Raw genomic sequence first — 23,461 nt, forward strand, 5'->3', positions numbered from 1 at the left:
GTACAAGGCGCTTTACCACGACGTTTAGTTTTTCATAAACGAGTGGTGAAGCAACGCAGTAATCACCGATTTAGACCAGTAAATTACATCATGCCGCCTAAATCGTTCTGTGACCCACGACACGCCTATGACAAAGGCTTTCAGGTAACATCGGGGTCAACATTGCGGTCAACAAAGAGGTATACATTGCCAAACAAGTACATAGTCAAAAAGAAGGGTAAAGACACATATCAGTTTAATATGAGAGTACCTAAAGCATTGATGCACCTCTATCCCCACAAGCCATTCATCACCCGCACGCTTGGTACTGCTTGCATTAAGACGGCTCGAATCCGTAGAGATAGAATCGTTGGTGAAATAGCTGCACAGAAAGAGTCTGCTTACAGTAATGAAAGAACTGCATTCTTAGCTTTTGTTGATACGCTTACTGAAGCTAAACATGAAGCCAGAGGCAACCGTGGTGAAGCATATTACCAATTATCAACTCAAGATATCCTTGATACTGAAACCTTCCCCAAGGCTCAATTAGCAGCCTCACACTCAGTTGAAACAGGTAACATTCCTGAAGGGTATCGACCAACATTACGAGAAGCATTACATTCATGGCTTGAGCGTAACACTCGAAGAAATGTAGACACATTATCAAAGATTAAAACCACTACCGATAAGTTTTTAAAACACTGTGGTCAATTTGATATTGAGCTTGAATCTATTCACCGTAAAGACGTTCTTAACTATATTGAGCAAACTATTGAAAGCTACAGCGTTAGTACGGTATCAGGTAACTTAAGTCGACTCAGAACACTCTATAAGCACGCTTGGCAAATAGGCCTAATAGAACAGCGTCCTTGCCCTTTCTCAGAGCATGACCTTGCATACTATAAAGAAAGCACCACACAGAAAACTCAAATGTTCAGTGCTGAAGAAATACAAAAGATAATGCTATGGGCTGATGCACAGCAGAACACACTGGGTGACATAACCAAAGTAGGTCTATTTACAGGAATGCGCATTGGTGAGATTTGTAACCTTAAAGCTGAAGATGTACACATTGAAGGTGACGTAATGGCCTTCTTTATTCGTAAGGGTAAAACTAACGCAGCCCAACGCACTGTGCCTGTATGCAATGAACTAATTCCTATCATTAAAAGGCGTTTAACGAAGGTTGAACCTGAAACCCTTTTGTTTGGGATTGAAGGCAAGAAAGCTAGCCGTGACTTTAGTCGATTTAAAGTAGCTGAGATCACGACAGACAAGACTAAGCGTTTTCATAGCTTTAGGGTACACATGAGTACAGCATTCGATAGAGCAGGTATTAGAGAACGCACAGCAGCCTTTATTGTTGGTCACAAAGGTGGTGAGACCATGACGTATGGTTACTATGCAAAGGCTGACGAATTGTATAGATTAAAGGACTCTATTGAAAACGCAGTGAAAATAATAAAGCGTGATTGGTTAACAAGCTAACCTTTTGTTAGCTACAAAAAACAAGGAGGTTGTATGCCCGATAGTAAACAACTAAGAACAGAAGAGTTCATAGCTTATGATTTACAGTTAATAACTGGAAGTAAATATAAAGGCTTATTAAAAGTTGCAGCAAATGCAATGAGTGTTATTCCATGGGTTGGAAGTGTTATTGCAGCTGGTAACACTATTCACAGTGAGAAAGAACAAGGTAAAATTAATCAACTTCTGCAAGAATGGCTATATACCCATAAAGTTAAAATGGACTCACTTTATCAAGACTTGTCTTCACTCACTGAGTGTATTAATAAGATAGAAAGTGACCTCACTAGTAGAATCGATTCCGAAGAATATCTATCGTTAGTAAGGAAGTCCTTTCGTTCATGGGATCAAGCTGAAACAAAAGAAAAGCGCAAATACATTATTAACCTAATAACAAATGCAGCAACCACCTCCATTTGCCAAGATGATCAAGTTCGTCTTTTTAATGAATGGATTGATAAATACCACGAAATTCATTTTTTGGTAATCAGGGCTGTTGTAAATACGAACGGTATAAATAGAAGGGATATCTGGCTATCATTCTCAGACAACATCCCTAGAGAAGATAGCTCTGATGCTGATTTGTTTAAACTGGTAATGCGAGATCTCAGTACTGGTGGTGTAATAAGACAAACCAGAAAGAAGAATTTTCAAGGCCAGTTTATTAAAGAAAATACACGACAAAGAACAAGTTCAAACACTTTAGAATCTGCTTTTGAGCGTACCAAAGCATATGAACTTACGGAGTTAGGACAGGAGTTTGTTCACTATACGATGAATGAAGTTATAGTCAGATTAGGTTAAAACGGCTTACTTAATGAAAGTCAGCCGCGAATCAATTACCTACGACCAACACTGAACGCTATAGCCTCCGAAGGCAATTCTAGGGCACTTGCAGGAAAGCACCCCATATCGAGGGTGTTTTTATCATTGAACCATTGGCATTGACAATCTTCCCCATCCACTTCAATCACAGTCATACGAGGCCCGCCAGACTTCAACACAACAACATCGCCTTCTTTAAATGCCATTTCAAATATGTCCTTATAGTTTATTATTTAGACTCTAATATCTTACTTATTCAATATTTAATCAAGCTCTTAGTAGATGTAGAAGTAAAAATAGGATGAACTACATCACATATTGAATAGAACTTCATAGTACCCACTAGGTATACCCATACAGGTATGGTCAAACTGTGATCGAACAGTACCCACTAGGCTTGAAATACAATAATGGGTACAATACTATTAGCCACTCCTAAGAACCTAACGGGTACACCTTGTGGCACATATAGCTTATTTACGAGTCTCTACAGTAGAACAGAACACTGACCGCCAGCTTAATGATTCAAGCATCTCCTTTGATAAAACTTTCACTGATAAATGTAGTGGTGGTTCAACTAAACGTCCTGCCCTTATTGAGCTTAAAGACTACGTTAGGAATGGTGACACTATCCATGTGCACAGTATCGACCGCCTAGCTCGTAACTTGGTTGATTTGAAGCAGCTTATTAATGATTGGAATAGCCAAGGTATAACCGTTAAGTTCCACAAAGAAGGTCTTATCTTTAATGCTGGTGGCAATGACCATATGTCAGAGCTAATGCTTAACATGCTTGGTGCTGTTGCTCAGTTCGAGTTATCAATGATTCAGGAGAGGCGTCAGGAAGGCATTGAGAAGGCAAAAAGTGCTGGCAAGTACAAAGGTAGACCAACGAATGAAATGAACCACCAGCGGATCTCTGAGCTACGTTCTCAAGGTGTTTCATTAAGGAAGATTGCCAAGGAAGTAGGCGTATCATTATCAACTGTACAAAGGGCTTTAGCAGCCTTAGAGATAAGTAAATGAACGAATATATGTCAGACAGCATATACACTAATTTAGACCCTAAGAGTTTAACCTTAGACCCATCAATGCAGGCTCGTGATGTTGAGCTAATAAAAGATAAACGCTTGAGGGCTGCACAAGAAATTAAGCAAGAAGCACAAGATAAAAGTATTCTTGATGACCTCCATAATGGTGTACCAATAAAGCAGGCTATTACCGTATTTGTGGTTAATGATATTTACTATGTAGTCGATGGTTTCCATAGAACAGGGGCTTGTTTAAAATACCTTAAAGAGAACCCCGAAGCAGACTTAATGATTAAGGCATTAGTCATTAAGAATCGAACCTACCAAGAAGCATTTACAGCAGCGCAAGAAGCTAATCAAGGCCACGGTGTTGGTGTGACTTCAGACGAAGCAATGCAGGCTAAGTTTAGGGCTTTGATCGTTGCTGGTGATTTTGAATTAAGTATATCTCAAGTAATTACAAAAGTTGGTTGTAGCCGTGGTCAAGCAAACCATATAGCTAGAGGACTTAAGGCCTGTAAGAAAACTTTAACTGATTACACTAATAAAGAGTTGATTAGTTTAGACGGATTAACAGAGCACTTACAGAATGGAATTAACTCTACTTACTACTTGCCCAAGAGTGCTTGGGACTCTAAAGGATTCCCTAAGATTAGACGACTTTCAGATGCTATTACTGGTAATGAGTTCATGCCAGATGACGAAAACAGGGAACAAGAGCTAATTACAGCAGCTTCTAAAGATATCAGCCGCATGCTTGAGAGATATGATCCAGATATTTTCAGAGAGGGCTTAAGGAAATTCATTAGAGGAACTGGTTTAGGTATCTCGATATCACAACGAGGAAAGTGGCTAGAACAAGCAGGTTCTGTGCAAGGTAGTGATACTGATTATGATGTTAATAGTCATGGAGATGACTACTTTTAGAATCACATTGTGAACCCGTAACCCTTACACAATAAGGTCTACAGGGTAATCATTGTAAACTGTACACGTGTGTACACCTTGAGGGAGTCTTAGGGTGTACACAACAGATTATAAAAGCCCACCTTTTAACTTTTTTAAAGCATCTTTAGTTGCAAATATTTTCTCAGTTTTAACGGCTTGCTTATAGATGTCTATTAGCTTTATTACATCTGAATCATTTAGCAACCCTTGCTTCTTTGCCGAACGAACAGTATCTATTATCCTATCAACCAATAATTTAGATCTGATATTGCTAACTCTTTCGATTAGAAAGAATGCCTCCGCCTTACTTGGTGAGATAATAATTTTCCCCCAAAAATGTTCCATAGCTTCAATAACACCAAAACAACCTTTCTCATAACGCACAGCAACAATATAAATATCAAGAATGAGGTTTCTACTAAAAACATTAGTCAACCAAGGAGCAAGACCAAGCTCAAGTACCTTCCGTCTTTTAGTCTTGTGTAAATCTTGAATAAATAAAGTTCTAATCAATTGTTGGGCTATTGTTGACCCTCCTGATTTAGGCATGAATCCGAATAGGCTCAATATACTTCTTAGTAGAGATTTGTAACTAACCCCAGAGTGTTTATAAAAATCCCTATCTTCGATAAATACTAAAAACCTTTTCAATTCAGCAGTGTTTACTTTTAATCTGTCAACTTCATGACAAGCAAGCTTTGCTCTATAGATAATATATTCTGTGTTACTAGCTATTGAAACACCAATCACTTTGGATGCTATTTTATAAAATACTAACCTCATCCTCTCATGTGTATCTAATAAGGATGCTCTAAAAATAAACATCAGTAAGATGAGCCATGATGTTCCTGTAAATAAAAGAAAAAAAGGCTTTAAATCAGTTGCCATAACACTAGGGTTATCCCTTAAAAATAATGCGCTCAGAAATAAAATAACTGAAGTTGACACTATTGAAATAATCCAAAAGGGGTATGCCGCATAAGTTAACCAGCCAGAGAATAATTTCAGTGCTAGGGGTTGATCAGCTCCTTCTACTCTCCAATTAGGTAAAATTAATTGGATGTGACCATAATTCAGTCCCAACATTCGCCTAAGAATAATAATTTTCCTACCAGCAAATACAATCGCACGCTGTCTGTCAGAAAAGTACTTAAGAGAAATAAATGAGAAGCTAAAAATGAGTGTAAGTAATACACACGAAAGCATATAAGATGGGATTATTTTGTCAAAAGCAGAAAAAATCTTCTCAGAATAGCTAACTAACAATGACCCCATAGCTGCAGAGGCTACAAGAGTAACATTTGAGGCATTTAAAAAAACCCGTTCTTCAGACTCAAGACTCTTAGCCGCTACCTTGTATTCCTCTAGTGCAATATCCCTTTCTTTAAAAATATATGTAGGAAAGTGTTGTTTAAAACCATTCTTATAATCTTCTTCAATCAAAATAATAATTCCGTTTAAACTGTTGTATTACAAGCTAAGTATGGTGTTCTGGTTATAGCATGAGCTTAACACTAAATGAAGTATGACTTTTTTGAATCGGAAAATTTAACTGAATTAGCCCAAACAGAAAATGAAAGTATCAAACCTACGTTTTGTGTGTACATAAGGGAACGTAGCAATCGCTAAGGTATCTCTATACCCCCGCATAGCCCCCCTATCTTCTTTAAGACAACGAAAAAGTCATTTGGGTCTGAATTACTTGCCACCCACAAACAAAAAGGCTACCGTAGGGGTCAACAATAGAGTCAACACGGTAGCCTTAAGTTATTGTTTTATATGACAGTTAAGTCATGGGCAATAATTACATCATGCCGCCCATTCCGCCCATACCACCGCCCATACCGCCCATATCTGGAGCAGATGCGTCTTGTGGAATTTCAGCTACCATTGCTTCAGTTGTGATCATTAGACCAGCAATAGAAGCGGCAAACTGTAGTGCACTACGGGTTACTTTAGTTGGGTCAAGAATACCCATCTCTAGCATGTCGCCGTATGTGTCGTTACCAGCATTGTAACCGAAGTTACCTGTGCCGTTTTTAACTGTGTTAGCTACAACTGACGCTTCTTCACCAGCGTTAGTTGCGATTTGGCGAAGAGGTGCTTCCATTGAACGTAGAGCGATGATCACACCGTGTTTTTGGTCTTCGTTGATTACTTCAACTTCAGAGATTTTAGAAGCAACACGTACTAGTGCAACCCCACCTCCAGGAACAACGCCTTCTTCAACTGCTGCGCGAGTTGCGTGTAATGCATCTTCAACGCGTGCTTTTTTCTCTTTCATTTCAACTTCAGTGGCTGCGCCAACTTTGATAACAGCTACGCCGCCAGCAAGTTTAGCCATACGCTCTTGAAGTTTTTCTTTGTCGTAGTCAGAAGTTGACTCTTCAACTTGAATTTTGATTTGAGAAACACGACCAGAGATTTGAGCTTGCTCGCCGTTACCATCGATGATGGTCGCGTTATCTTTAGTGATAACTACGCGCTTAGCTGTACCTAAATCTTCTAGGGTTGCTTTTTCAATTTCTAGACCGATTTCTTCAGCGATAACAGTACCGCCAGTTAAGATAGCGATGTCTTGTAGCATTGCTTTACGACGGTCACCAAAGCCAGGTGCTTTAACAGCAGCGACTTTAACGATACCGCGCATGTTGTTCACAACTAATGTTGCTAATGCTTCGCCTTCAACGTCTTCTGCAACGATAAGCAATGGCTTACCTGTTTTCGCTAACGCTTCTAGGATTGGTAATAATTCGCGGATGTTAGAGATTTTCTTATCAACTAATAAGATGAAAGGAGAATCTAACTCAACGCTGCCAGTTTCTGGCTTGTTGATGAAGTATGGTGATAGGTAACCACGGTCAAACTGCATACCTTCAACAACGTCTAATTCGTTTTCTAGTGCTTGGCCTTCTTCAACGGTGATAACGCCTTCTTTACCAACACGCTCCATTGCTGTTGCAATGATTTCGCCGATTGATTCGTCAGAGTTAGCTGAAATAGTACCAACCTGTGCAATCGCTTTTGAATCTGAACACTCTTGAGAAAGTGCTTTAAGCTCAGCAACCGCTGCAATAACAGCTTTATCGATACCGCGCTTAAGATCCATTGGGTTCATGCCAGCTGCAACCGCTTTAAGACCTTCAGTCACGATTGATTGTGCAAGAACAGTAGCAGTAGTGGTACCGTCACCAGCAGCGTCATTGGCTTTAGAAGCAACTTCTTTCACCATTTGAGCGCCCATGTTTTCGAACTTATCTTCTAGTTCGATTTCTTTGGCAACTGAAACACCATCTTTAGTGATTAGTGGTGCGCCAAAGCTTTTGTCTAAAACAACGTTACGACCTTTAGGGCCTAAAGTTACTTTAACTGCGTTAGCGAGAATGTTTACGCCGTCTAGCATTTTAACGCGAGCGTCACTGCCAAATTTAACTTCTTTTGCTGACATTTGTCTGTTCCTTAAAATTTGTTGATTCTTGAAAGCGAGTTAATAACTAGGATTAACCTACAACTGCCATTAAGTCTGATTCAGATAGGATAAGTACTTCTTCACCATCAATCTTTTCTTTCTTCACGCCGTAACCTTCATTGAAAATCACTACGTCGCCAACTTGTACGTCAAGTGCTTTAACAGTACCGTTCTCTAAAATACGACCATTGCCCACAGCAAGGATTTCACCACGTGTAGAAACTTCTGCAGCACTACCTGTTAATACGATGCCACCAGCTGAAGTTGATTCTACTTCTAAACGCTTAACGATTACGCGGTCATGTAATGGACGAATATTCATCTACGGACTCTCCTAATGATTGCTGCCCACAAACGAGGCGATTAAAACAAATGATAAGGGCAATACTCCCTTTGATGTTTGATATATGGGGGTCGATGCTCACAGTTCCAAGGGGTTTAATAAAAAAACTGCGATTTTTTTTGTAAAATTGTAGCTAGTATTTATTAAACCATAATAAATACTGGTAGAATTTGTCTCCCGTTGTCGTGTTAAGTCCAAATTGATGAATGATAAACATGGGTTGCTAAGTGCGCCGATTGGCCGCGTGCTATTTAATATGAGCCTCCCAAACCTTATCGGTATCCTCACCATTTATGGTGGCAGCCTCATAGATACATTCTTCATCAGCCAATTAGGTACTGATGCGCTGGCGGCTGTCAGTTTTACTTTCCCTGTCGCCATTGTATTTGCCAGCATTGCCATTGGTATTGGCGCTGCCACGTCGACAAACCTTTCTCGACTTATCGGTGCGGGCAATACCTCCAAAGCCAAAAGCTTCTTATTTGATGCCATGCTACTGACCTTTGTATTAATCAGTGTATTGGTTGCTATTGGCATTATGGCTATCGACCCATTGTTTACCTTGATGGGTGCAAACGAAAAAAGCTTGCCGCTTATTCACGACTATATGTTGATATGGTTTTACAGTGCACCGTTATTAGTACTGCTGATGGTGGGTAACCAAGGCATTCGCGCCACGGGCGATACTCGCTCACCAGCAATAATCATGGCGGTCGCGGCGATTATTAACTTAATACTCGATCCGTTATTAATTTTTGGTTTAGGGCCATTTCCCCGCCTTGAGATTCAAGGTGCTGCAATTGCGACGTTAGTGTCGTGGATAGTCGCTTTTACCGTTTCAGGCTACATCCTCATTTATAAAAAGCGCATCTTAGAGCTAATGACGCTTTGCCGAGTCCGTATTAGTGCAAATTGGAAAAAGCTCGGTCATATTGCTCGCCCTGCTGCATTAATGAATATGCTAAACCCTATCGCCAATGGCGTGATTTTAGCGATGCTCGCCCGTGCAGACCAAGCTGCTGTTGCCGCTTTTGGCGCCGGTATTCGCCTAGAAACATTATTTCTAGTGGTGATTATGGCGCTCACTTCAAGCTTGATGCCCTTTGTTGGTCAAAACCTTGGAGCTGGCCAATCTCAGCGGGCCAAAGATGGCATGATGCTGGCTTTTCGCTTTGCGTTAGTGCTTCAAACCTTGCTGTATATTCCAATTTTCTTCAGCGGTCATGCTATTGCAGAGCTATTCAGTCAGGATCCTGCGGTCATTGATTATCTCAGTTTTTATATTCAAGTTTTACCCGCCGCATATGGCCCTTTAGCCATCGTGATTATGTTTGCGACTTGCTTAAATGCTTACCACCGCCCAATGAAGTCATTAGTGATTAACCTTGTGCGTTTATTTGCTTTGATGCTGCCTTTAGCGGCAGTAGGCTTATATTTAGGTGGCGTTAAGGGCTTACTGATTGCACTGCCTGTGACTAATACAATTATGGGTATAGCTTGCTATGTTATGGCCAGCAAAATCACTGAACCCGACTCAGCCCATTTGCATTACAACAGTGACGAAATCAATAACTCTCCTGACTCTACGCTATAGTTTTAGCAATATAATTTGACCTAGATTGCTTTTATGAAGCTAGTTTTACGAAATAGCTTTGTGAAGATGCTTTCATCGAGGTCATGATTAAGCTTAATTCATCAGCTATTGCAGCATTGCACAATTAATGATGTATTGAGTTAAAGGCTCTTTTGAAGAGTAAGCTAATTCGACATATACAACTAGGGACTAACATCCCAAGGAAAGTTCATGAGTAAATCAGTCAATGCAGCACTGTTAAACGCTTTTGTATGTCCAGGAACGGGGCATTTATATTTAGGTAAAAAAGCCATTGGTTGGGGCATTATTGCGGCCTGTTTCGTCAGCCTATGCGTAATGATGACTGTAATCATGAAACGTGCTCAAGCCATTGCCGATGAGATTGTTGCAGGTAATATTCCGCTGGATTTTTATAGTATTTACGCTGCCGTTCACGACAGTGTCACCAACAACTTACCCCAATCGTTAAACTTTGCCCTGTGGATTTTATTAGCTTGCTGGATTGGCGGCACGATTAGCGCATTCTGGATGGGTAAAAAAATGGATGACGCCGCTAAGCAATAGGTACTTAGATACAGCAGTCGCTTAATGATTTTTTAAACCATAGCTTTGCCAAAACTTCTACAAAAAAGCCGCTTGAGTTTAATGCTCAAGCGGCTTTTTAATATTCAATTACAGCTTAAGGTTTATCGGTTTTATCCGCATCTTTACTGTTATCTGAATTCTCAGGTTTAACATCAGATTGGGTATCCGCCTCAGAACCATTATCGTTAGCAGGCGTAATATCTTTTATTTCGACTTGATGCGTTTCTGGGGTTAAATCATTAGGGTCGAATTTGCGCTCAAAATCACCGTCAAAGGTATTGCCGTCTTGCCCAAACGGGCTTTGGCCACCAAATGGACCTTGATGACCAAAAGGGCTTTGACCTGCTTGACCTTGGAAACCGCCTTTAAATCCGCCACCAGCAACCACACGCATTTGCATACGTTTGAATATATAGCTAGCGATCGGTGAACGAGTGAATGGAGTTAAAAGCAATAACCCAATAAAGTCAGTCACAAAGCCTGGGAACAATAACAATAAACCCGCCGCCGCTAACATCATGCCTTCGACAATTTCTTTACCCGGCGCTTCACCACGCTCAAGCTTAGATTGCACCGACATTAAGGTACTCAGCCCTTGGCTACGAACCAGTGAAACACCCACAATTGCGGTTAGAAAAACCAGCGCTACTGTATTCAATGCGCCAAACACATCCCCTACTGAGATCAATACCGATAACTCAATAGCAGGAACAAGAATAAAAACTAAAAACAAAACTAACAGCATGTTGGCCTCAATTATTTCATTGGGTATGAACAATATATGGGGGTAATCGGGTCTTAATTCAAGACGCATCGAGATTATCGTTAATCGCAACTGAATTACGTGACTCACAACGCTAATGTAATTTGCTATTGTACTGAACAAAAGTGAGATACATTAGCGAATTATGATTAAATTCAAAAAGCACTGGCATTAACCCATTTTAGGTTATTAAGCTTAAGCTAACTTTAAGATAAACCAAGGATGATAGACTCCCTATGTCAGCAAGCTATTTATTAGTTATAACAACTTGCCCAGATATCGCCAGTGCTAAACAGCTCGCCACGGCATTAGTCGCAGCTAAAGTTGCCGCCTGTGTGCAACTGTATCCGCAAGTTGAGTCAGTTTATATTTGGGAAGGTGAGGTTTGTCATAGTAGTGAAGTCGCGATGCACATAAAATGCATGGCAGATAATTATGATGTGATAGAAAAAATAGTGATCGATTTGCATCCCTATGAAGTACCAGAATTAATCGCTACGCCTATTACTCAAGGCTTGCCAAATTATTTACATTGGATAAAAGAAACCTCTCAATCATGAAAAAAATATTTACGTTTTTATTGACCAGTTTACTTCTGCTATCCCCGTTAGCACACAGTGAAGACATTTTTAGCAACAACAAGAAGTTCAGCTTCCTTCAGGATGAACCTGAATTAATGCCTGTTGAGCAAGCGTTTGTTTTTGATTACAAGCAAGACGGTAATCGAGTGGCAATTAACTTTGTTATCGCTGAAGGCTATTACCTGTACCGTGACAAACTCACCTTTAGTGCTGATGGTGCCGTTATTGGTGATATCGCGCTGCCAAAAGGTAAGATGCACGACGATGAGTACTTTGGCGAACAAGAAGTTTATTACTCGTTTGTTGAACTGCCATTAGCCCTAAAAGAGGCTGCTGCAGGCTCAAAAGTGCAAGTCACTTTTATGGGCTGTGCTGAAGGTAAACTATGTTATCCGCCAACCAAGCGTGACGTAGACCTTGAAGCGGTTGCAGCTAACGATGGCAAACTCGCTAAAAAGAAAGCCATTATTGGCGATGCACCTAAAAAAGCTGACACCGGCTCACAGGGTGATTCAGAGGCCAGTAGCCAAGCTAACGCACAAGCTCCAATTACCCAACAAGACAGCTTAAGCCAAATGCTGGCTAACGATAGCCTAATGTGGACCTTAATCATTTTCTTTGGTTTAGGTATTGGTTTAGCACTAACGCCTTGTGTATTCCCAATGTATCCAATCTTGTCAGGCATTATTGTCGGCCAAGGCAAGCAGTTATCCACTGCCAAAGCATTCACTTTATCGATGGCTTATGTTCAAGGTATGGCCATTACCTATTCGCTATTAGGCTTAGTGGTCGCATCGGCAGGACTTAAGTTCCAAGCTGCACTGCAGCATCCTGCAATTTTGATTTTCTTAGCTGTGATGTTTGTCCTATTAAGCTTGTCGATGTTCGGCCTGTACGAGTTACGTCTGCCGGGTAAATGGCAAGATAAAATGAACAACCTGTCGAATAACCAAAAAGGTGGCAACCTGATTGGCGTGTTCTTCATGGGGGTGATTTCAGGTTTAGTTGCTTCACCTTGTACAACAGCTCCTTTGTCTGGTGCATTGATTTACGTGGCGCAAAGCGGTGACTTATTGCAAGGCTTCTTAGCACTTTACGTATTAAGCATGGGCATGGGCGTACCACTACTTGTTATTGGTACATCTGGCGGTAAATTATTACCACGAGCAGGCGCTTGGATGGATATCATTAAAACCATCTTCGGCTTCTTACTGATTTCTGTGTCTATCGTGATGATCGATCGGATCTGGCCTGGGGTTGTCTCTGACGTATTATGGTCAATTTGGGGCATCAGTTTAACAGGTTACTTAATGCACCAGAATAAACTGTCTGAGTTTAACTGGAAGCAAACCACTCGTGGCGTGCTGCTATTGCTAACCTTACTGGCTAGTTTCTCTTATGGTTTTCAAGCTGTGATGTCGGCTATGGGGCTACAAGCGCCATCAATAAGCAACGAAGTTGCGCAAACTACCCAAGTTAAAAAGGTAGAATTTAAGCTGATTAAGTCGGTGGAAGATTTGGAACTTGAGTTAGATAAAGCCAGCGTGAGTGGTAAAAATGTCATGCTGGATTTATATGCTGACTGGTGCGTAGCTTGTAAAGAGTTTGAGCACATCACCTTTAAAGACCCAGCGGTGGTTGAACGTTTAGATCAAATGATTTTACTTAAAGCTGACTTAACTAAAACCGACGCAATTGATATTGAGTTGATGGAACATTTCAGTGTTTTAGGCTTACCTGCGCTTATCATGTTCGATAAAAACGGGGTTCAACGTGAAGATATGCGAGTAACTGGCTTTATGAAGCCTAAACCTTTTGCTGAGCACTTGGATTTATTACTCGAAAAGTAAAACTATAAAAACATAACACACTGAAAAAAGACCAATTAAATTTTTAATTGGTCTTTTTTTATTTTATAATGACTTTTTAATACCAAGTTAATTTATTTCTTATACAATCTACTTACCTACAACCTGTTTTCAACAAATAGAATTAAGGCATTATGGAACCAGCAATTTTCATTATCACCCTAGTCTGCGGCATGCTCGTTAGCCGAGTAGGACTTCCTCCGCTTATCGGATATTTAGCGGCCGGCTTCTTACTGTTTATCTTTGGCGTGCAAGATGAAAGCGTTCCATTACTGCAAGAGCTAGCTGACTTAGGCGTCATGCTATTGCTATTCGCTATTGGCTTAAAGCTCGATGTGAAAAGCCTGCTTAAATCGGAAGTCTGGGCCAGTTCCAGTCTTCACTTAGTCGGTTCTATTTTATTCTTTTTACCCATACTCAAACTATTGGGTTTAATAGGGTTAGATAGACTGGTTGATCTTGAAATGAACCAGCTACTGCTGCTGAGTTTTGCGCTCAGTTTCTCCAGTACCGTATTTGCCGTTAAAGTCTTGGATGAGAACGGTGATGGTCAGGCACTTTATGGTCGCATCGCTATTGGTATCTTGATTATGCAAGATATCTTCGCAGTGCTGTTCTTAACCATTTCTAAAGGTGAATTCCCTTCTGTTTATGCCTTAGGTTTATTACTACTGCCACTGCTAAAACCTGTCATTTATAAAGTGTTTGATCGAGTAGGCCATGGCGAAATGCTGATTTTGTTTGGTCTTGCTATGGCACTGGTTATGGGCGCTTGGGTATTTGAAGCTGTCGGCCTAAAACCTGATTTAGGCGCGTTGATCATGGGTATTTTACTTGCAGGTCACGCTAAATCATCAGAGCTTGCCAAGTCGATTTATTACTTTAAAGAATTGTTCTTAGTCGCCTTCTTCCTCACCATTGGGTTAAATGGTTTACCGACGATTGAAGACGTAGGTTTAGCAGGCCTATTAGTGCTGTTAATGCCATTTAAAGTATTATTATTCTTCTTCATTTTGACCCGCTTTAAATTGCGTGCGCGTACCTCGTTATTCGCCTCGTTTAACTTAGGTAATTACAGTGAGTTTGGCTTGATTGTCGCCGCCGTTGCCGCACAAAAAGGCTGGTTACCTGCTGAGTGGCTCATTATCTTAGCGGTCGCATTAAGTATCAGTTTCTTAATCGCTGCGCCATTAAATGCCAGCGTGAATCGCTTATATCAAAAATTCCACGACACCTTCACCACAATAGAAAGGCATCCACTTCACCCTGAAGATAGACAAATACCCGTGGGTAACCCACGTTTCTTAATTTTAGGAATGGGACGAATTGGTTCGGGGGCCTATGACGAGCTTCGTGGTAAATACAGTGGTGAGATTTTAGGGATTGAGCATAAACAAGATTTAGTCGACTTTCACCGCCAAGAAGGCCGTAATGTCGTACAAGGCGATGCTAGCGATACCGACTTTTGGGAAAAGCTTGAACGTGCACCAAGCCTTGAGTTAGTACTACTGGCCATGCCGCATCATGTCGGTAATATGTTTGCGGTAGAGCAATTACAAAAGCTCGAATATAAAGGCAAAATCAGCGCAATTGTACAGTACTCTGAAGATGCACAATCACTAAAAGAGCAAGGTGTAGACAGTGTTTACAACTTGTATGAAGCAGCGGGTGCGGGTTTTGTTGATAACGTGATTCATGAGTTACTTGAGCCCACACCGGATAGTGATACTGAGGCCGATAAAGCCAGTGCATCACCTGAAATAACTCAGACATTGAGTAAGCCTTAACAGCTTAGTAAACCATTCAATCAGCGTCTTATGATTTCATAAGGCGCTTTTTTATGCTTGAATCATGTCAGCAGCACTGTATTTATCTTAAGCGCAAAATTAGATGAGGAATTATGGATATTAGCTGGCTCGCAATGAGTGTATTCATGTTGGTGCTTATCGCGCCACTGGCAATTAACCGCTACTTTCATTTACACCTTGGTAAAGACATTGCTATTGCCGTACTGCGCATGACGGTGCAAATGGTATTAATTGGCCTTTACCTTAAATTCCTATTCCACCTCGAAAATCTTTGGGTAAACTTGATCTGGTTGTTGGTGATGTTACTGGTCGGCGCCAGCGCAATTATTAGTAAAGCGAAACTCCCAAAACGGGTAATGATGCTGCCGGTTATCGGAGGCTTATTGCTAGGGCTTGTGCCAATATTACTGATAATGATGTTGTTTTTGTTCCAGCCTACACCAGTTTATAGCACCCAATTTTTAATCCCGACTGCGGGCATGCTGCTGGGTAATAGCCTCAGTGGCAACATTATTGCGCTGCAGCGTTTATTTTCAGCCTTTGAAGAAAAGCAGCCGCAATATCACGGCGCATTGGCTTTAGGTGCGAGTCCCAAACAAGCGTCAGAGCCGTTTGTTCAACATGCAATGCAGCAATCTTTTGCGCCTATTCTTGCGTCAATGACCACCACAGGACTGGTGAGTTTGCCTGGGATGATGACTGGTCAAATATTAGGTGGCGTAGATCCTATTATTGCCGTCAAATATCAAATCATTATCTTAATCGCTATCTTTGCCACCTTAACGATTTCAGTTGCCAGCGCAATTCAGTTAACTATTAATCAATTGCTTAATCACAGCGGAAAGTTGCGCTTTAACGCTGTCACCAACTGATACTGGTTCGACTGAACATTCACATTGCAAGTAAGAAAAAGAAGATAAAAAAAGTGAGCCAAATGGCTCACTTTTAAGTTTGATAGCATCAGGGGAGTAATGCTATCGGTATCTAAATATAAGACTATTTTTTAGAGTAAGCAGCGGCTTGTTCACCCGCTAGTCTACCGAACGTAATGATGTCAGAGATTGCGTTACCACCTAAGCGGTTAGCACCATGAACACCACCAGTGACTTCACCTGCGCCGTATAAACCTGGAATCACTTTCTTATCTTCAGATAGGATTTCAGCTTTATCATCAATCGATACTCCACCCATTGTATGGTGAACACCAGGGGTCACTTCTATGGCGTAGTAGTTACCTTCATTCAATGCACGCGGTAAGTTAGGACGTTCAAAGTCAGTATCTTTACCAGAAGCCACTAGTTTGTTGTACTGAGCAATCGATGCCGTTAATGCTTTACCATCAATACCAGCTACTTTACCTAGATTTTCAGGCGAGTCAGCTGATGGCACCACACCAAGTTGGATATACTTATCAATTTTCTTCAGTGATTTACGCACTGAGTCATCAAAGATTAAGTAAGCCACTTTACCCGTTTGATTAAGAATCGCTGCCGCCGCTTTATCACGAGTAGTGATTTCGTTGACGAAGCGTTTACCTTCTTTGTTAACCAAAATTGCACCGTTACCACGTACCGCTTCAGTTACCATCACGCCGCCTTTAACCGATAAGGTTGGGTGAGCTTGAATGTACTTAACGTCAGTCATACCAGCACCAGCATTACCTGCAACATCAAGACCATCACCAGTTGCACCAGGTTGGTTAGTTGAAATAAAGCCTTTTAACTTAGGATCGTACTGAGAAACACGTTCGTTATTGCGACCAAAGCCACCCGTTGCCATGACAACAGCATCCGCTTTAATCCAGTAGTAACCTGTGTATTGACCTTTAACCAGTAAACCTTCAACTTTACCAGCATCATCTTTGATGATTTCAACACCACGGGTATTCATGCGCATGTCGACTTTACGCTCAAGAGCATTGTCGTAAAGCACTTGAATCACGTGAGCACCCACACCTGCGCCACCTGTTGGGCGATGTGAACGGTTAGCAGATGCGCCGCCCATACGACCAACATCATTTAAATCAGCGCCCATTGCTGTCATCCAGTCAACAGAGCCTTTAGAGTGAGATGTCAGTACTTCAACCAATTTAGGGTCGTTTAAGTCACGGCCACCTTTCATGGTGTCTTTGTACATAGACTCAACGCTATCTTTAATATCTTTGGCTTTTTGTTGATCAGTCCAAGCTGCATTCATGCCGCCGGCTGCAAGTTTTGCGTTACCGCCAATCACTGGTTCTTTCTCAACTAAAATGACTTTAGCGCCTTTATCGCTTGCAGCTACTGCTGCAGAGAAACCTGCCCCGCCTGAACCGACAACCACAACATTCACTGAGTCACTAGGCGCTGCAGCTAATGCCGCTTTACGGTCTGCAGAGTCTTTAGCAAGTTCAGCAATTGAAGGCTCGTAACGCTCCCATTTGCTACCAAATGGCATATCGAAATCAAAGCTATGGCAAGAATCACAATAAACTACTGATTTATCATGACCGCTATGACAAGTCGTACACGCAACATCGCCAGGGAAATGAGATTCATGGGCATTGTAGTTTTCACGAGTATTGCTTTCAGCCACTTCAGCTAAGGTGCCATGACATGAAACACATTGCTCATTTTCAAATGTCAGGCTGTCGTTTGATAGCTCGCCACTTGGTAAATGGCAACTTTCACACTCTTGATTTTCTGAGTGAAAATCAGCAAGGTTATCAGCTGCAATTGCGCCGCCAACTAATCCTGCAGAACCGAGTAATGCAGCTAATAGCGCTGCGCATCGTGTTAATTTCATGGTAACTCCTTTAATGTAGCCATGACGCTAATTCGTCACTCTCAGTCATGCCTTATTGGTCATCACATTTGCTACTGAACCTGATTTAACTTAATTGTCACGCTCAATGGTGCTTGGCTCAATCAAACTTTTCAGACTCATTTCCAAAGTTAACAGCGGATCACATCTGGCTTTTAAGGCTATGCAAAAGTGCATAGTCCAATTGACCGCTATGCAATTTTGCATAGCGGTGGGTGATCATCTTCACAATCTCAGTTTGATTAATGGCGCCTATCATATTGGTCACTTTAGCTTTCTTACTGGGATTCGCTTTCTATCAAATTTACGCTCAATGCCACAGTTATGAAGATTATGATTTGCTAAAGTGCAAACTATATCTATCTGTTAGCCATTGAATTTATCTTGATGAAATATTGTCTCTGCATATTGCTATTACTCAGTTTTCCTTTAGCCGCGAAGGAAACTATCGTCTTTGGGGTGCATTCGACAACCGCACCTTTAGAGTGGCGAGATAACGGCGTTGATCAAGGCTTTCATGTGGAACTTATGGATCGCATCGGCCAAATGCTAGATAGGCCGATAATGGTACGCCGTAAAACCTTCCAGCAACTGATGACCGACATGCACGATATCAACAGCCCGATTGATGTTGTTGCCGTGGTTAGCCCAACTAATGTAAGACGTGAGTTAAGCCAATCCGATCCTATTTATGCCACTCATGCCAAAGCGTATACCCTGCAAGGCAAAGATTACATCGACAATTGGTCTGATTTAGTAGGTAAAAGGGTCGCGATTAAAAGTGGTGCTTTTGTCGATGTGTTTTTAACTAATCAACCGCAAAATTTCACCCAAGTAAAAGTCGATTTATATGAAACAGGCTTTCAAAAATTAATGACCAATGAAGTGGATGTGGTGCTGGCAGAAAACTTTGTCGCCAGGCGATTACAGCCCAAATACCCTTTGGTAAGAAGCTCGAGTGATGCATTAATTTTCGGCGCTTTCACATTTGTCAGTAACCCAGCTAATGCCGCTTTACTGCATGAAATAAACGATGCTTTAAGACAACTTAAAATCTCGGGCGAATACGATAGGTTAGTCAACAAATGGTTTGGCATGGGTCGTGAAAAATTCGATATTACTTCGACCCAAAGGAAAATGCTTACCCTGTCTATCGTGATTTCGATAATTTCAGCCATAGGCATGTTGTATACCTTTTCAGTCAGCCGCCGCTTAAAGTTTCGCTCTGAAGCTCTAGCTCTTGAACTGCAGCAACGTGAAATTGCCGAGCAAAAAATTCGCTCTTTATCCCAGCAATTTCAGGCAGTACTTGACGGTATTCCCCACGGCATGACCATTTTTGACAAGAAAATGCAGTGCCTGTGGAGCAATGACAACAACCAACTGCTAACCCACAGTCAGTTCCATTATGTCGATGGCACTCCCTTTGTTCTAGCCGCTGGTGTGAAATCGGTGATTGAATCTAAAAAGTCTTTTATCGCTGATATGAGGTATTTGGCTCAATATTGGCAAGTACAAATTCACCCCATTGCAGAAGATCAAGTCGTTGTGTTGCTCGAAGAAAATACTGAACAGCAACACCTTCGCCAAGCGAACGATGAGGCTAGTCGTCTTGCTTCGTTAGGAGAACTTTCTGCTGGGGTTGCCCACGAGATTAACAACCCAACTGGGATAATCATTCATTCAATTGCCCTGTTTTCCGAAGCGATGAAAGATTTGCGCCCTGCAGCAGATTATTACCAACAGCAAAACCCATTTTGGCTAGTGGCTGGACTTGAGCCTCAAGCTGCATTTGATGAAATTAGTCACAGTACTGAAGTGGTTGAAGAAAGCGCCAAACGTATTTCACGGATTGTGAATGATTTAAAACGCTATGCCTTGCCCAATCTTGCCTCCAATCATCAAGCGATTAGTTTAAATGAAGTGGTGCAAGTCGCTCAGCGCCTAACATCAAACCAGCTAAAGCGTTACCAAGTGGGTATGGAACTAGCAGAACCAAGCCCGATGATTAACGGTGATGCCCAGCAATTACATCAAGTGATGATTAATCTGATCCAAAATGCCTGCCATGCGACTCAACCCGGCGATGGTCAGATAACCATTAAAACTTATTCGAGTAAGTCAGCTGGATACATTAGTGTCGAAGATAACGGTAGCGGAATGAACAAAGAAACCTTAAAGCGAATAACTGAGCCATTTTTTACCACGAGGCGATCCCATGGTGGCAGTGGCTTAGGCTTATCGGTTTGCAGCAGAATCTTAAAAGAGCACCATGGCCATATGAAGGTCACCTCAACCATCAATGAAGGCAGTTGCTTCACCTTAGTGTTTAGCTTACTAACGCCAAACCAACCCATTGATATTAAAAAGTAGCAAGGAGCTAAATCGTGAAACTCGCCCGTAATATTTTATTAGTTGATGATGAAGCGCCTTGGCTAAGAACATTAGCAGTAACCTTAAACCGTCTTGTGCCAGAAGCGGTGATAGATACTTGCGTTGATAGCCGCCAAGTAATGAACCGCTTAGAGGGAACGGATTATGCGCTAGTGCTATTAGACTTAACCATGCCGTTTCATTCGGGTGAAGATCTGTTAGCGCAAATTCGTCTTGAGTATCCAAATACTCGAGTGATTATTGTTACCGGCGTAAATGAAGTCGATACCGCCGTTCGTTGCATTAAAAACGGTGCTTACAACTACTTTATTAAAACCGATGACGTAGCCGATTTAGCCTTAACAGTTCGCCGCGCATTAGAAGTCGTTGGGCTTGAGCGTAACTATCACCGCATCAAAGAAAGCTTTTTAAGTAAAACTCTGGCTCAACCGAGCGCATTTAATAATATCCTCACCTGCGAGCCCAATTTACTGGATCAATTCCGTTATTTAGAAGCTGTCGCGTTTAGTCCTGAACCAATACTAATCTATGGTGAAAGCGGCACAGGTAAAGATGAGTTTGCCAAAAGTTGCCACCAGCTATGCTCCGCAGACGCCCCTTTTGTGAATGTGAATTTAGCAGGTATCAGTGAAAGCGCCTTTGAATTGCAGTTGTTTGGCAGATTAAGCCAAGAGCCAGGGAAATCCCAAGCTGGCGCCTTGCATACCGTGGGTAAAGGCTTGCTATATTTAAACGAAATAGGCGATTTACCTTTATCTTCTCAAGCCAAGTTATTGGATGTTCTGCAGCAAAAACAATACTACCCAATTGGCAGCGATCGCCCTTATCCTGTTAATTGCCGCATCATTACATCAACCCAGCACGATTTGCTCGAACTGAATAAAAACGGGCAATTCAGGCGTGACCTACTTTATCGATTACGTGCTCACAAAATCCATTTACCACCGTTAAGACAACGTAAATTGGATATCGCGATGTTGATTAATCACTTTATCTCGCTGGCCGCTGAAGAGATGAATTTAACGCCGCCCCAGCAACCTAGCGATTTAGCGATGCAGCTGCAAGACTATGACTTCCCCGGGAATTTACATGAATTGAAAGGAATGGTGTTTGATGCGGTTAGTCGCAGTGATGGCATACAACTGAATATCTCGCCTTTTATGGAGGCCATCAACGAGCTTAAATCAACTTCGTCTCATTTAGGCACTGGGATTATCTTCCCGCAAGTATTGCCGACATTGGCTGATATGAGCCAAGCACTGATTGATGAAGCCATGAGCCGCACGGCAAATAACCAAACCGCTGCCGCGCAAATGCTGGGGATCAGTCAATCAGCATTGAGCCGACGTATCACCAAAAAAGACTAAATTTATTAAGGTAACCAAGCTGGCATATGCAAAGTATGGATATGTCAGCTCACATCAGTATCAACTAATATTGTTCGACAAACAGAATAGTCCCCCTCTACCAATACCTCTTTCGAGGCAATTCATGACTGAAACAACATGAATTAACTCAAAAAATACTCACATTAATGCTCAAATGAAATCAAAATAGTTAATCCTAGTTACACCTCCGACCAATCGTGATATAAATCACATATCTATCGCGCAATTAACTCACTTTCAACTAAATTTAAGGTTAAGTAAGTCAACACGATATAAGTATCTTAGTAGCTCACTTATATAAGTAACTTAGATTCGTAACTTAGTGCGTAGCTTTACGTAACTCGGCATTCTTTGGAACTGTAACTGTATGTCTAATCCTGCTCAAAAAGCCATGAAGTTGTTCGTGCAAACATTTGGCACTACGGCTGACGACCTGTATCAAGCACCAGGTCGCGTCAATATTATTGGCGAACACACGGATTATAACGAAGGATTCGTTTTACCCGCTGCAATCAATTTTCACACTGTTATCGCGGTTAAGGAACGTAGCGATAATACTTTCAGAGCTGTTACTGATGCTTTTCCAGGTCAAATTGAACAGTGGAAGTTTGGTGAAGAAGGATCAACCCAAGATCAAAGCAGCTGGGGCAAGTATTTAAAAGGATTTACCGCGTCAATGTTTCAATCAGGTCTTAAAGCTAAAGGCCTTGATCTCGCTATTGTTGGCAATGTGCCCTTAGGCGCTGGCATGTCATCTTCTGCTGCATTAGAAGTCGCATTTGGCACCGCTATCAGCTATGCCAGTCAACTGCACTTGTCTCCACTGGCAATTGCTCAAATTGCCCAACGCGGCGAACATCGTTTCGTCAAAACTGAATCTGGGATAATGGATCAAATCATTAGCGCCTTGGCCGAAGCCGATCACGCTTTATTGATTGACTGTTTAGAGCTCGATAGTGAGCCTGTTTCGATCCCTGAAAATCTCAGTTTATTAATCGTAGATCCTAATATTGATCGCCAAAGCCTGATTGAACGTTTTGATAAACGTAAGCAGCAATGTGCTGAAATTAATGACTTATTGGCAGTCGAATCTTTACGTGAAGTTAGCCTAGTGCAACTCAACCGCGAGAAAGATTCATTAGGTGACGAACTATTTGCGCGCGCAAGACATGTGTTAAGTGAAAACCAACGCACAGTGAATGCAGCAAGAGCACTCGGCCAGAACGACATGGCTCGTTTTAGCCAATTAATGGCGCAATCTCACGAGTCGATGAGAACTGATTTTGATATTTCGACCCCAGAAATCGATACCTTAGTCAGCATTATCAATCAGGTCATTGGTACCCGTGGCGGCGTACGTATGAGTGATGGCTGTGTGGTGGCATTGATCGATCATGAACTAACCGATGCCGTGGTTAATGCCATTGAGGATAAATACCTTAAAGCAACGGCAATTGAAGCGATTATTTACTTATGCTCAGCCAGTAACGGCGCAGGAAGAATAGACTGAGCTTTGAGAGTTCCGGCTTTTAATACTCAATAGAATTAACTTATCT

Annotated in this window: 19 protein-coding genes; 13 read left to right on the top strand and 6 right to left on the bottom strand. The window is 41.6% G+C overall.

Features of this window, described 5'->3' with window-relative positions; all coding sequences use genetic code 11:
• The first annotated feature begins 186 nt into the window (after positions 1–186).
• Positions 187–1,467 carry a tyrosine-type recombinase/integrase gene (locus AC0L4E_RS16275; RefSeq protein WP_473681714.1) on the top strand — a complete coding sequence of 427 codons (1,281 nt, stop codon included), beginning with the start codon at positions 187–189 and terminating at the stop codon, positions 1,465–1,467.
• Positions 1,468–1,500: 33 nt separating this feature from the next.
• Positions 1,501–2,310, top strand: a complete 810-nt coding sequence (locus AC0L4E_RS16280; protein WP_473680181.1) for a hypothetical protein — start codon at positions 1,501–1,503, stop codon at positions 2,308–2,310.
• A gap of 35 nt (positions 2,311–2,345) precedes the next feature.
• Here AC0L4E_RS16280 and AC0L4E_RS16285 read toward each other — a convergent pair whose 3' ends face one another.
• Positions 2,346–2,537, bottom strand: coding sequence for a YodC family protein (locus AC0L4E_RS16285; RefSeq protein ID WP_473680183.1), 192 nt, complete (start codon positions 2,535–2,537; stop codon positions 2,346–2,348).
• Between the two features lie 253 nt (positions 2,538–2,790).
• Here AC0L4E_RS16285 and AC0L4E_RS16290 point away from each other — a divergent pair, with 253 nt between their 5' ends.
• Positions 2,791–3,357: a recombinase family protein gene (locus tag AC0L4E_RS16290; protein WP_473680185.1), complete on the top strand. Its 567-nt coding sequence runs from the start codon at positions 2,791–2,793 to the stop codon at positions 3,355–3,357.
• 8 nt (positions 3,358–3,365) lie between these two features.
• Positions 3,366–4,289 carry a hypothetical protein gene (locus AC0L4E_RS16295; protein ID WP_473680187.1) on the top strand — a complete coding sequence of 308 codons (924 nt, stop codon included), beginning with the start codon at positions 3,366–3,368 and terminating at the stop codon, positions 4,287–4,289.
• 108 nt (positions 4,290–4,397) lie between these two features.
• Here the strand turns inward: AC0L4E_RS16295 and AC0L4E_RS16300 are convergent, their stop codons facing one another.
• From AC0L4E_RS16300 to AC0L4E_RS16310, 3 genes are all read right to left on the bottom strand, one after another.
• Entirely contained in the window at positions 4,398–5,753 is a 1,356-nt protein-coding gene (locus tag AC0L4E_RS16300; RefSeq protein ID WP_473680189.1) for a biosynthetic peptidoglycan transglycosylase, read from the bottom strand.
• 361 nt (positions 5,754–6,114) lie between these two features.
• Positions 6,115–7,758 (bottom strand): chaperonin GroEL, encoded by a 1,644-nt coding sequence (groL, locus tag AC0L4E_RS16305; RefSeq protein ID WP_473680191.1) that lies wholly within the window; start codon positions 7,756–7,758, stop codon positions 6,115–6,117.
• Positions 7,759–7,810: 52 nt separating this feature from the next.
• Positions 7,811–8,101, bottom strand: a complete 291-nt coding sequence (locus AC0L4E_RS16310) for a co-chaperone GroES (protein WP_220754134.1) — start codon at positions 8,099–8,101, stop codon at positions 7,811–7,813.
• Positions 8,102–8,324: 223 nt separating this feature from the next.
• On the opposite strand from AC0L4E_RS16310, the gene AC0L4E_RS16315 reads away from it, so the two are divergent.
• Both AC0L4E_RS16315 and AC0L4E_RS16320 read left to right on the top strand, forming a co-directional pair.
• The gene (locus AC0L4E_RS16315) at positions 8,325–9,716 is read left to right on the top strand and encodes an MATE family efflux transporter (RefSeq protein ID WP_473680193.1); all 1,392 of its coding nucleotides are present in this window, start codon (positions 8,325–8,327) and stop codon (positions 9,714–9,716) included.
• Positions 9,717–9,926: 210 nt separating this feature from the next.
• Positions 9,927–10,280, top strand: coding sequence for a hypothetical protein (locus tag AC0L4E_RS16320; protein ID WP_473680195.1), 354 nt, complete (start codon positions 9,927–9,929; stop codon positions 10,278–10,280).
• Positions 10,281–10,395: 115 nt separating this feature from the next.
• On the opposite strand, the gene AC0L4E_RS16325 is transcribed toward AC0L4E_RS16320, so the two are convergent.
• Positions 10,396–11,046 (bottom strand): FxsA family protein, encoded by a 651-nt coding sequence (locus AC0L4E_RS16325; RefSeq protein ID WP_473680197.1) that lies wholly within the window; start codon positions 11,044–11,046, stop codon positions 10,396–10,398.
• 254 nt (positions 11,047–11,300) lie between these two features.
• On the opposite strand from AC0L4E_RS16325, the gene cutA reads away from it, so the two are divergent.
• From cutA to AC0L4E_RS16345, 4 genes are all read left to right on the top strand, one after another.
• The gene (cutA, locus tag AC0L4E_RS16330; protein WP_473680199.1) at positions 11,301–11,624 is read left to right on the top strand and encodes a divalent-cation tolerance protein CutA; all 324 of its coding nucleotides are present in this window, start codon (positions 11,301–11,303) and stop codon (positions 11,622–11,624) included.
• Positions 11,621–13,495 (top strand): protein-disulfide reductase DsbD, encoded by a 1,875-nt coding sequence (locus AC0L4E_RS16335; protein ID WP_473680201.1) that lies wholly within the window; start codon positions 11,621–11,623, stop codon positions 13,493–13,495. The genes cutA and AC0L4E_RS16335 overlap by 4 nt, the downstream gene beginning before the upstream one ends.
• 152 nt (positions 13,496–13,647) lie before the next feature.
• The gene (locus tag AC0L4E_RS16340) at positions 13,648–15,300 is read left to right on the top strand and encodes a cation:proton antiporter domain-containing protein (protein WP_473680203.1); all 1,653 of its coding nucleotides are present in this window, start codon (positions 13,648–13,650) and stop codon (positions 15,298–15,300) included.
• A gap of 113 nt (positions 15,301–15,413) precedes the next feature.
• The gene (locus tag AC0L4E_RS16345; RefSeq protein ID WP_473680205.1) at positions 15,414–16,193 is read left to right on the top strand and encodes an ABC transporter permease; all 780 of its coding nucleotides are present in this window, start codon (positions 15,414–15,416) and stop codon (positions 16,191–16,193) included.
• Positions 16,194–16,317: 124 nt separating this feature from the next.
• Here the strand turns inward: AC0L4E_RS16345 and AC0L4E_RS16350 are convergent, their stop codons facing one another.
• On the bottom strand, positions 16,318–18,105 hold the full coding sequence (locus AC0L4E_RS16350; protein ID WP_473680207.1) for a flavocytochrome c: 1,788 nt from the start codon (positions 18,103–18,105) through the stop codon (positions 16,318–16,320).
• Positions 18,106–18,510: 405 nt separating this feature from the next.
• Here AC0L4E_RS16350 and AC0L4E_RS16355 point away from each other — a divergent pair, with 405 nt between their 5' ends.
• The 3 genes from AC0L4E_RS16355 to galK all read left to right on the top strand — a co-directional run bounded on the left by AC0L4E_RS16355 (position 18,511) and on the right by galK (position 23,415).
• Positions 18,511–20,496: an ATP-binding protein gene (locus AC0L4E_RS16355; RefSeq protein ID WP_473680208.1), complete on the top strand. Its 1,986-nt coding sequence runs from the start codon at positions 18,511–18,513 to the stop codon at positions 20,494–20,496.
• 14 nt (positions 20,497–20,510) lie between these two features.
• A complete protein-coding gene (locus tag AC0L4E_RS16360; protein WP_473680210.1) occupies positions 20,511–21,884 on the top strand; it encodes a sigma-54-dependent transcriptional regulator in 1,374 nt (457 codons plus the stop codon).
• Positions 21,885–22,272: 388 nt separating this feature from the next.
• Positions 22,273–23,415: a galactokinase gene (gene galK / locus AC0L4E_RS16365; RefSeq protein ID WP_473680212.1), complete on the top strand. Its 1,143-nt coding sequence runs from the start codon at positions 22,273–22,275 to the stop codon at positions 23,413–23,415.
• Positions 23,416–23,461 lie beyond the last annotated feature (46 nt).

The sequence above is a fragment of the Shewanella sp. GJ50-10 genome (genome assembly GCF_055808815.1).

Coding starts and splice junctions, on each gene's coding strand:
- AC0L4E_RS16280 (WP_473680181.1), top strand. CDS start 1,501: ATGCCCGATAGTAAACAACTAAGAACAGAAGAGTTCATAGCTTATGAT.
- AC0L4E_RS16285 (WP_473680183.1), bottom strand. CDS start 2,537: ATGGCATTTAAAGAAGGCGATGTTGTTGTGTTGAAGTCTGGCGGGCCT.
- AC0L4E_RS16295 (WP_473680187.1), top strand. CDS start 3,366: ATGTCAGACAGCATATACACTAATTTAGACCCTAAGAGTTTAACCTTA.
- groL (WP_473680191.1), bottom strand. CDS start 7,758: ATGTCAGCAAAAGAAGTTAAATTTGGCAGTGACGCTCGCGTTAAAATG.
- AC0L4E_RS16310 (WP_220754134.1), bottom strand. CDS start 8,101: ATGAATATTCGTCCATTACATGACCGCGTAATCGTTAAGCGTTTAGAA.
- AC0L4E_RS16315 (WP_473680193.1), top strand. CDS start 8,325: ATGAATGATAAACATGGGTTGCTAAGTGCGCCGATTGGCCGCGTGCTA.
- AC0L4E_RS16320 (WP_473680195.1), top strand. CDS start 9,927: ATGAGTAAATCAGTCAATGCAGCACTGTTAAACGCTTTTGTATGTCCA.
- AC0L4E_RS16325 (WP_473680197.1), bottom strand. CDS start 11,046: ATGCTGTTAGTTTTGTTTTTAGTTTTTATTCTTGTTCCTGCTATTGAG.
- cutA (WP_473680199.1), top strand. CDS start 11,301: ATGTCAGCAAGCTATTTATTAGTTATAACAACTTGCCCAGATATCGCC.
- AC0L4E_RS16335 (WP_473680201.1), top strand. CDS start 11,621: ATGAAAAAAATATTTACGTTTTTATTGACCAGTTTACTTCTGCTATCC.
- AC0L4E_RS16340 (WP_473680203.1), top strand. CDS start 13,648: ATGGAACCAGCAATTTTCATTATCACCCTAGTCTGCGGCATGCTCGTT.
- AC0L4E_RS16345 (WP_473680205.1), top strand. CDS start 15,414: ATGGATATTAGCTGGCTCGCAATGAGTGTATTCATGTTGGTGCTTATC.
- AC0L4E_RS16350 (WP_473680207.1), bottom strand. CDS start 18,105: ATGAAATTAACACGATGCGCAGCGCTATTAGCTGCATTACTCGGTTCT.
- AC0L4E_RS16355 (WP_473680208.1), top strand. CDS start 18,511: ATGAAATATTGTCTCTGCATATTGCTATTACTCAGTTTTCCTTTAGCC.
- galK (WP_473680212.1), top strand. CDS start 22,273: ATGTCTAATCCTGCTCAAAAAGCCATGAAGTTGTTCGTGCAAACATTT.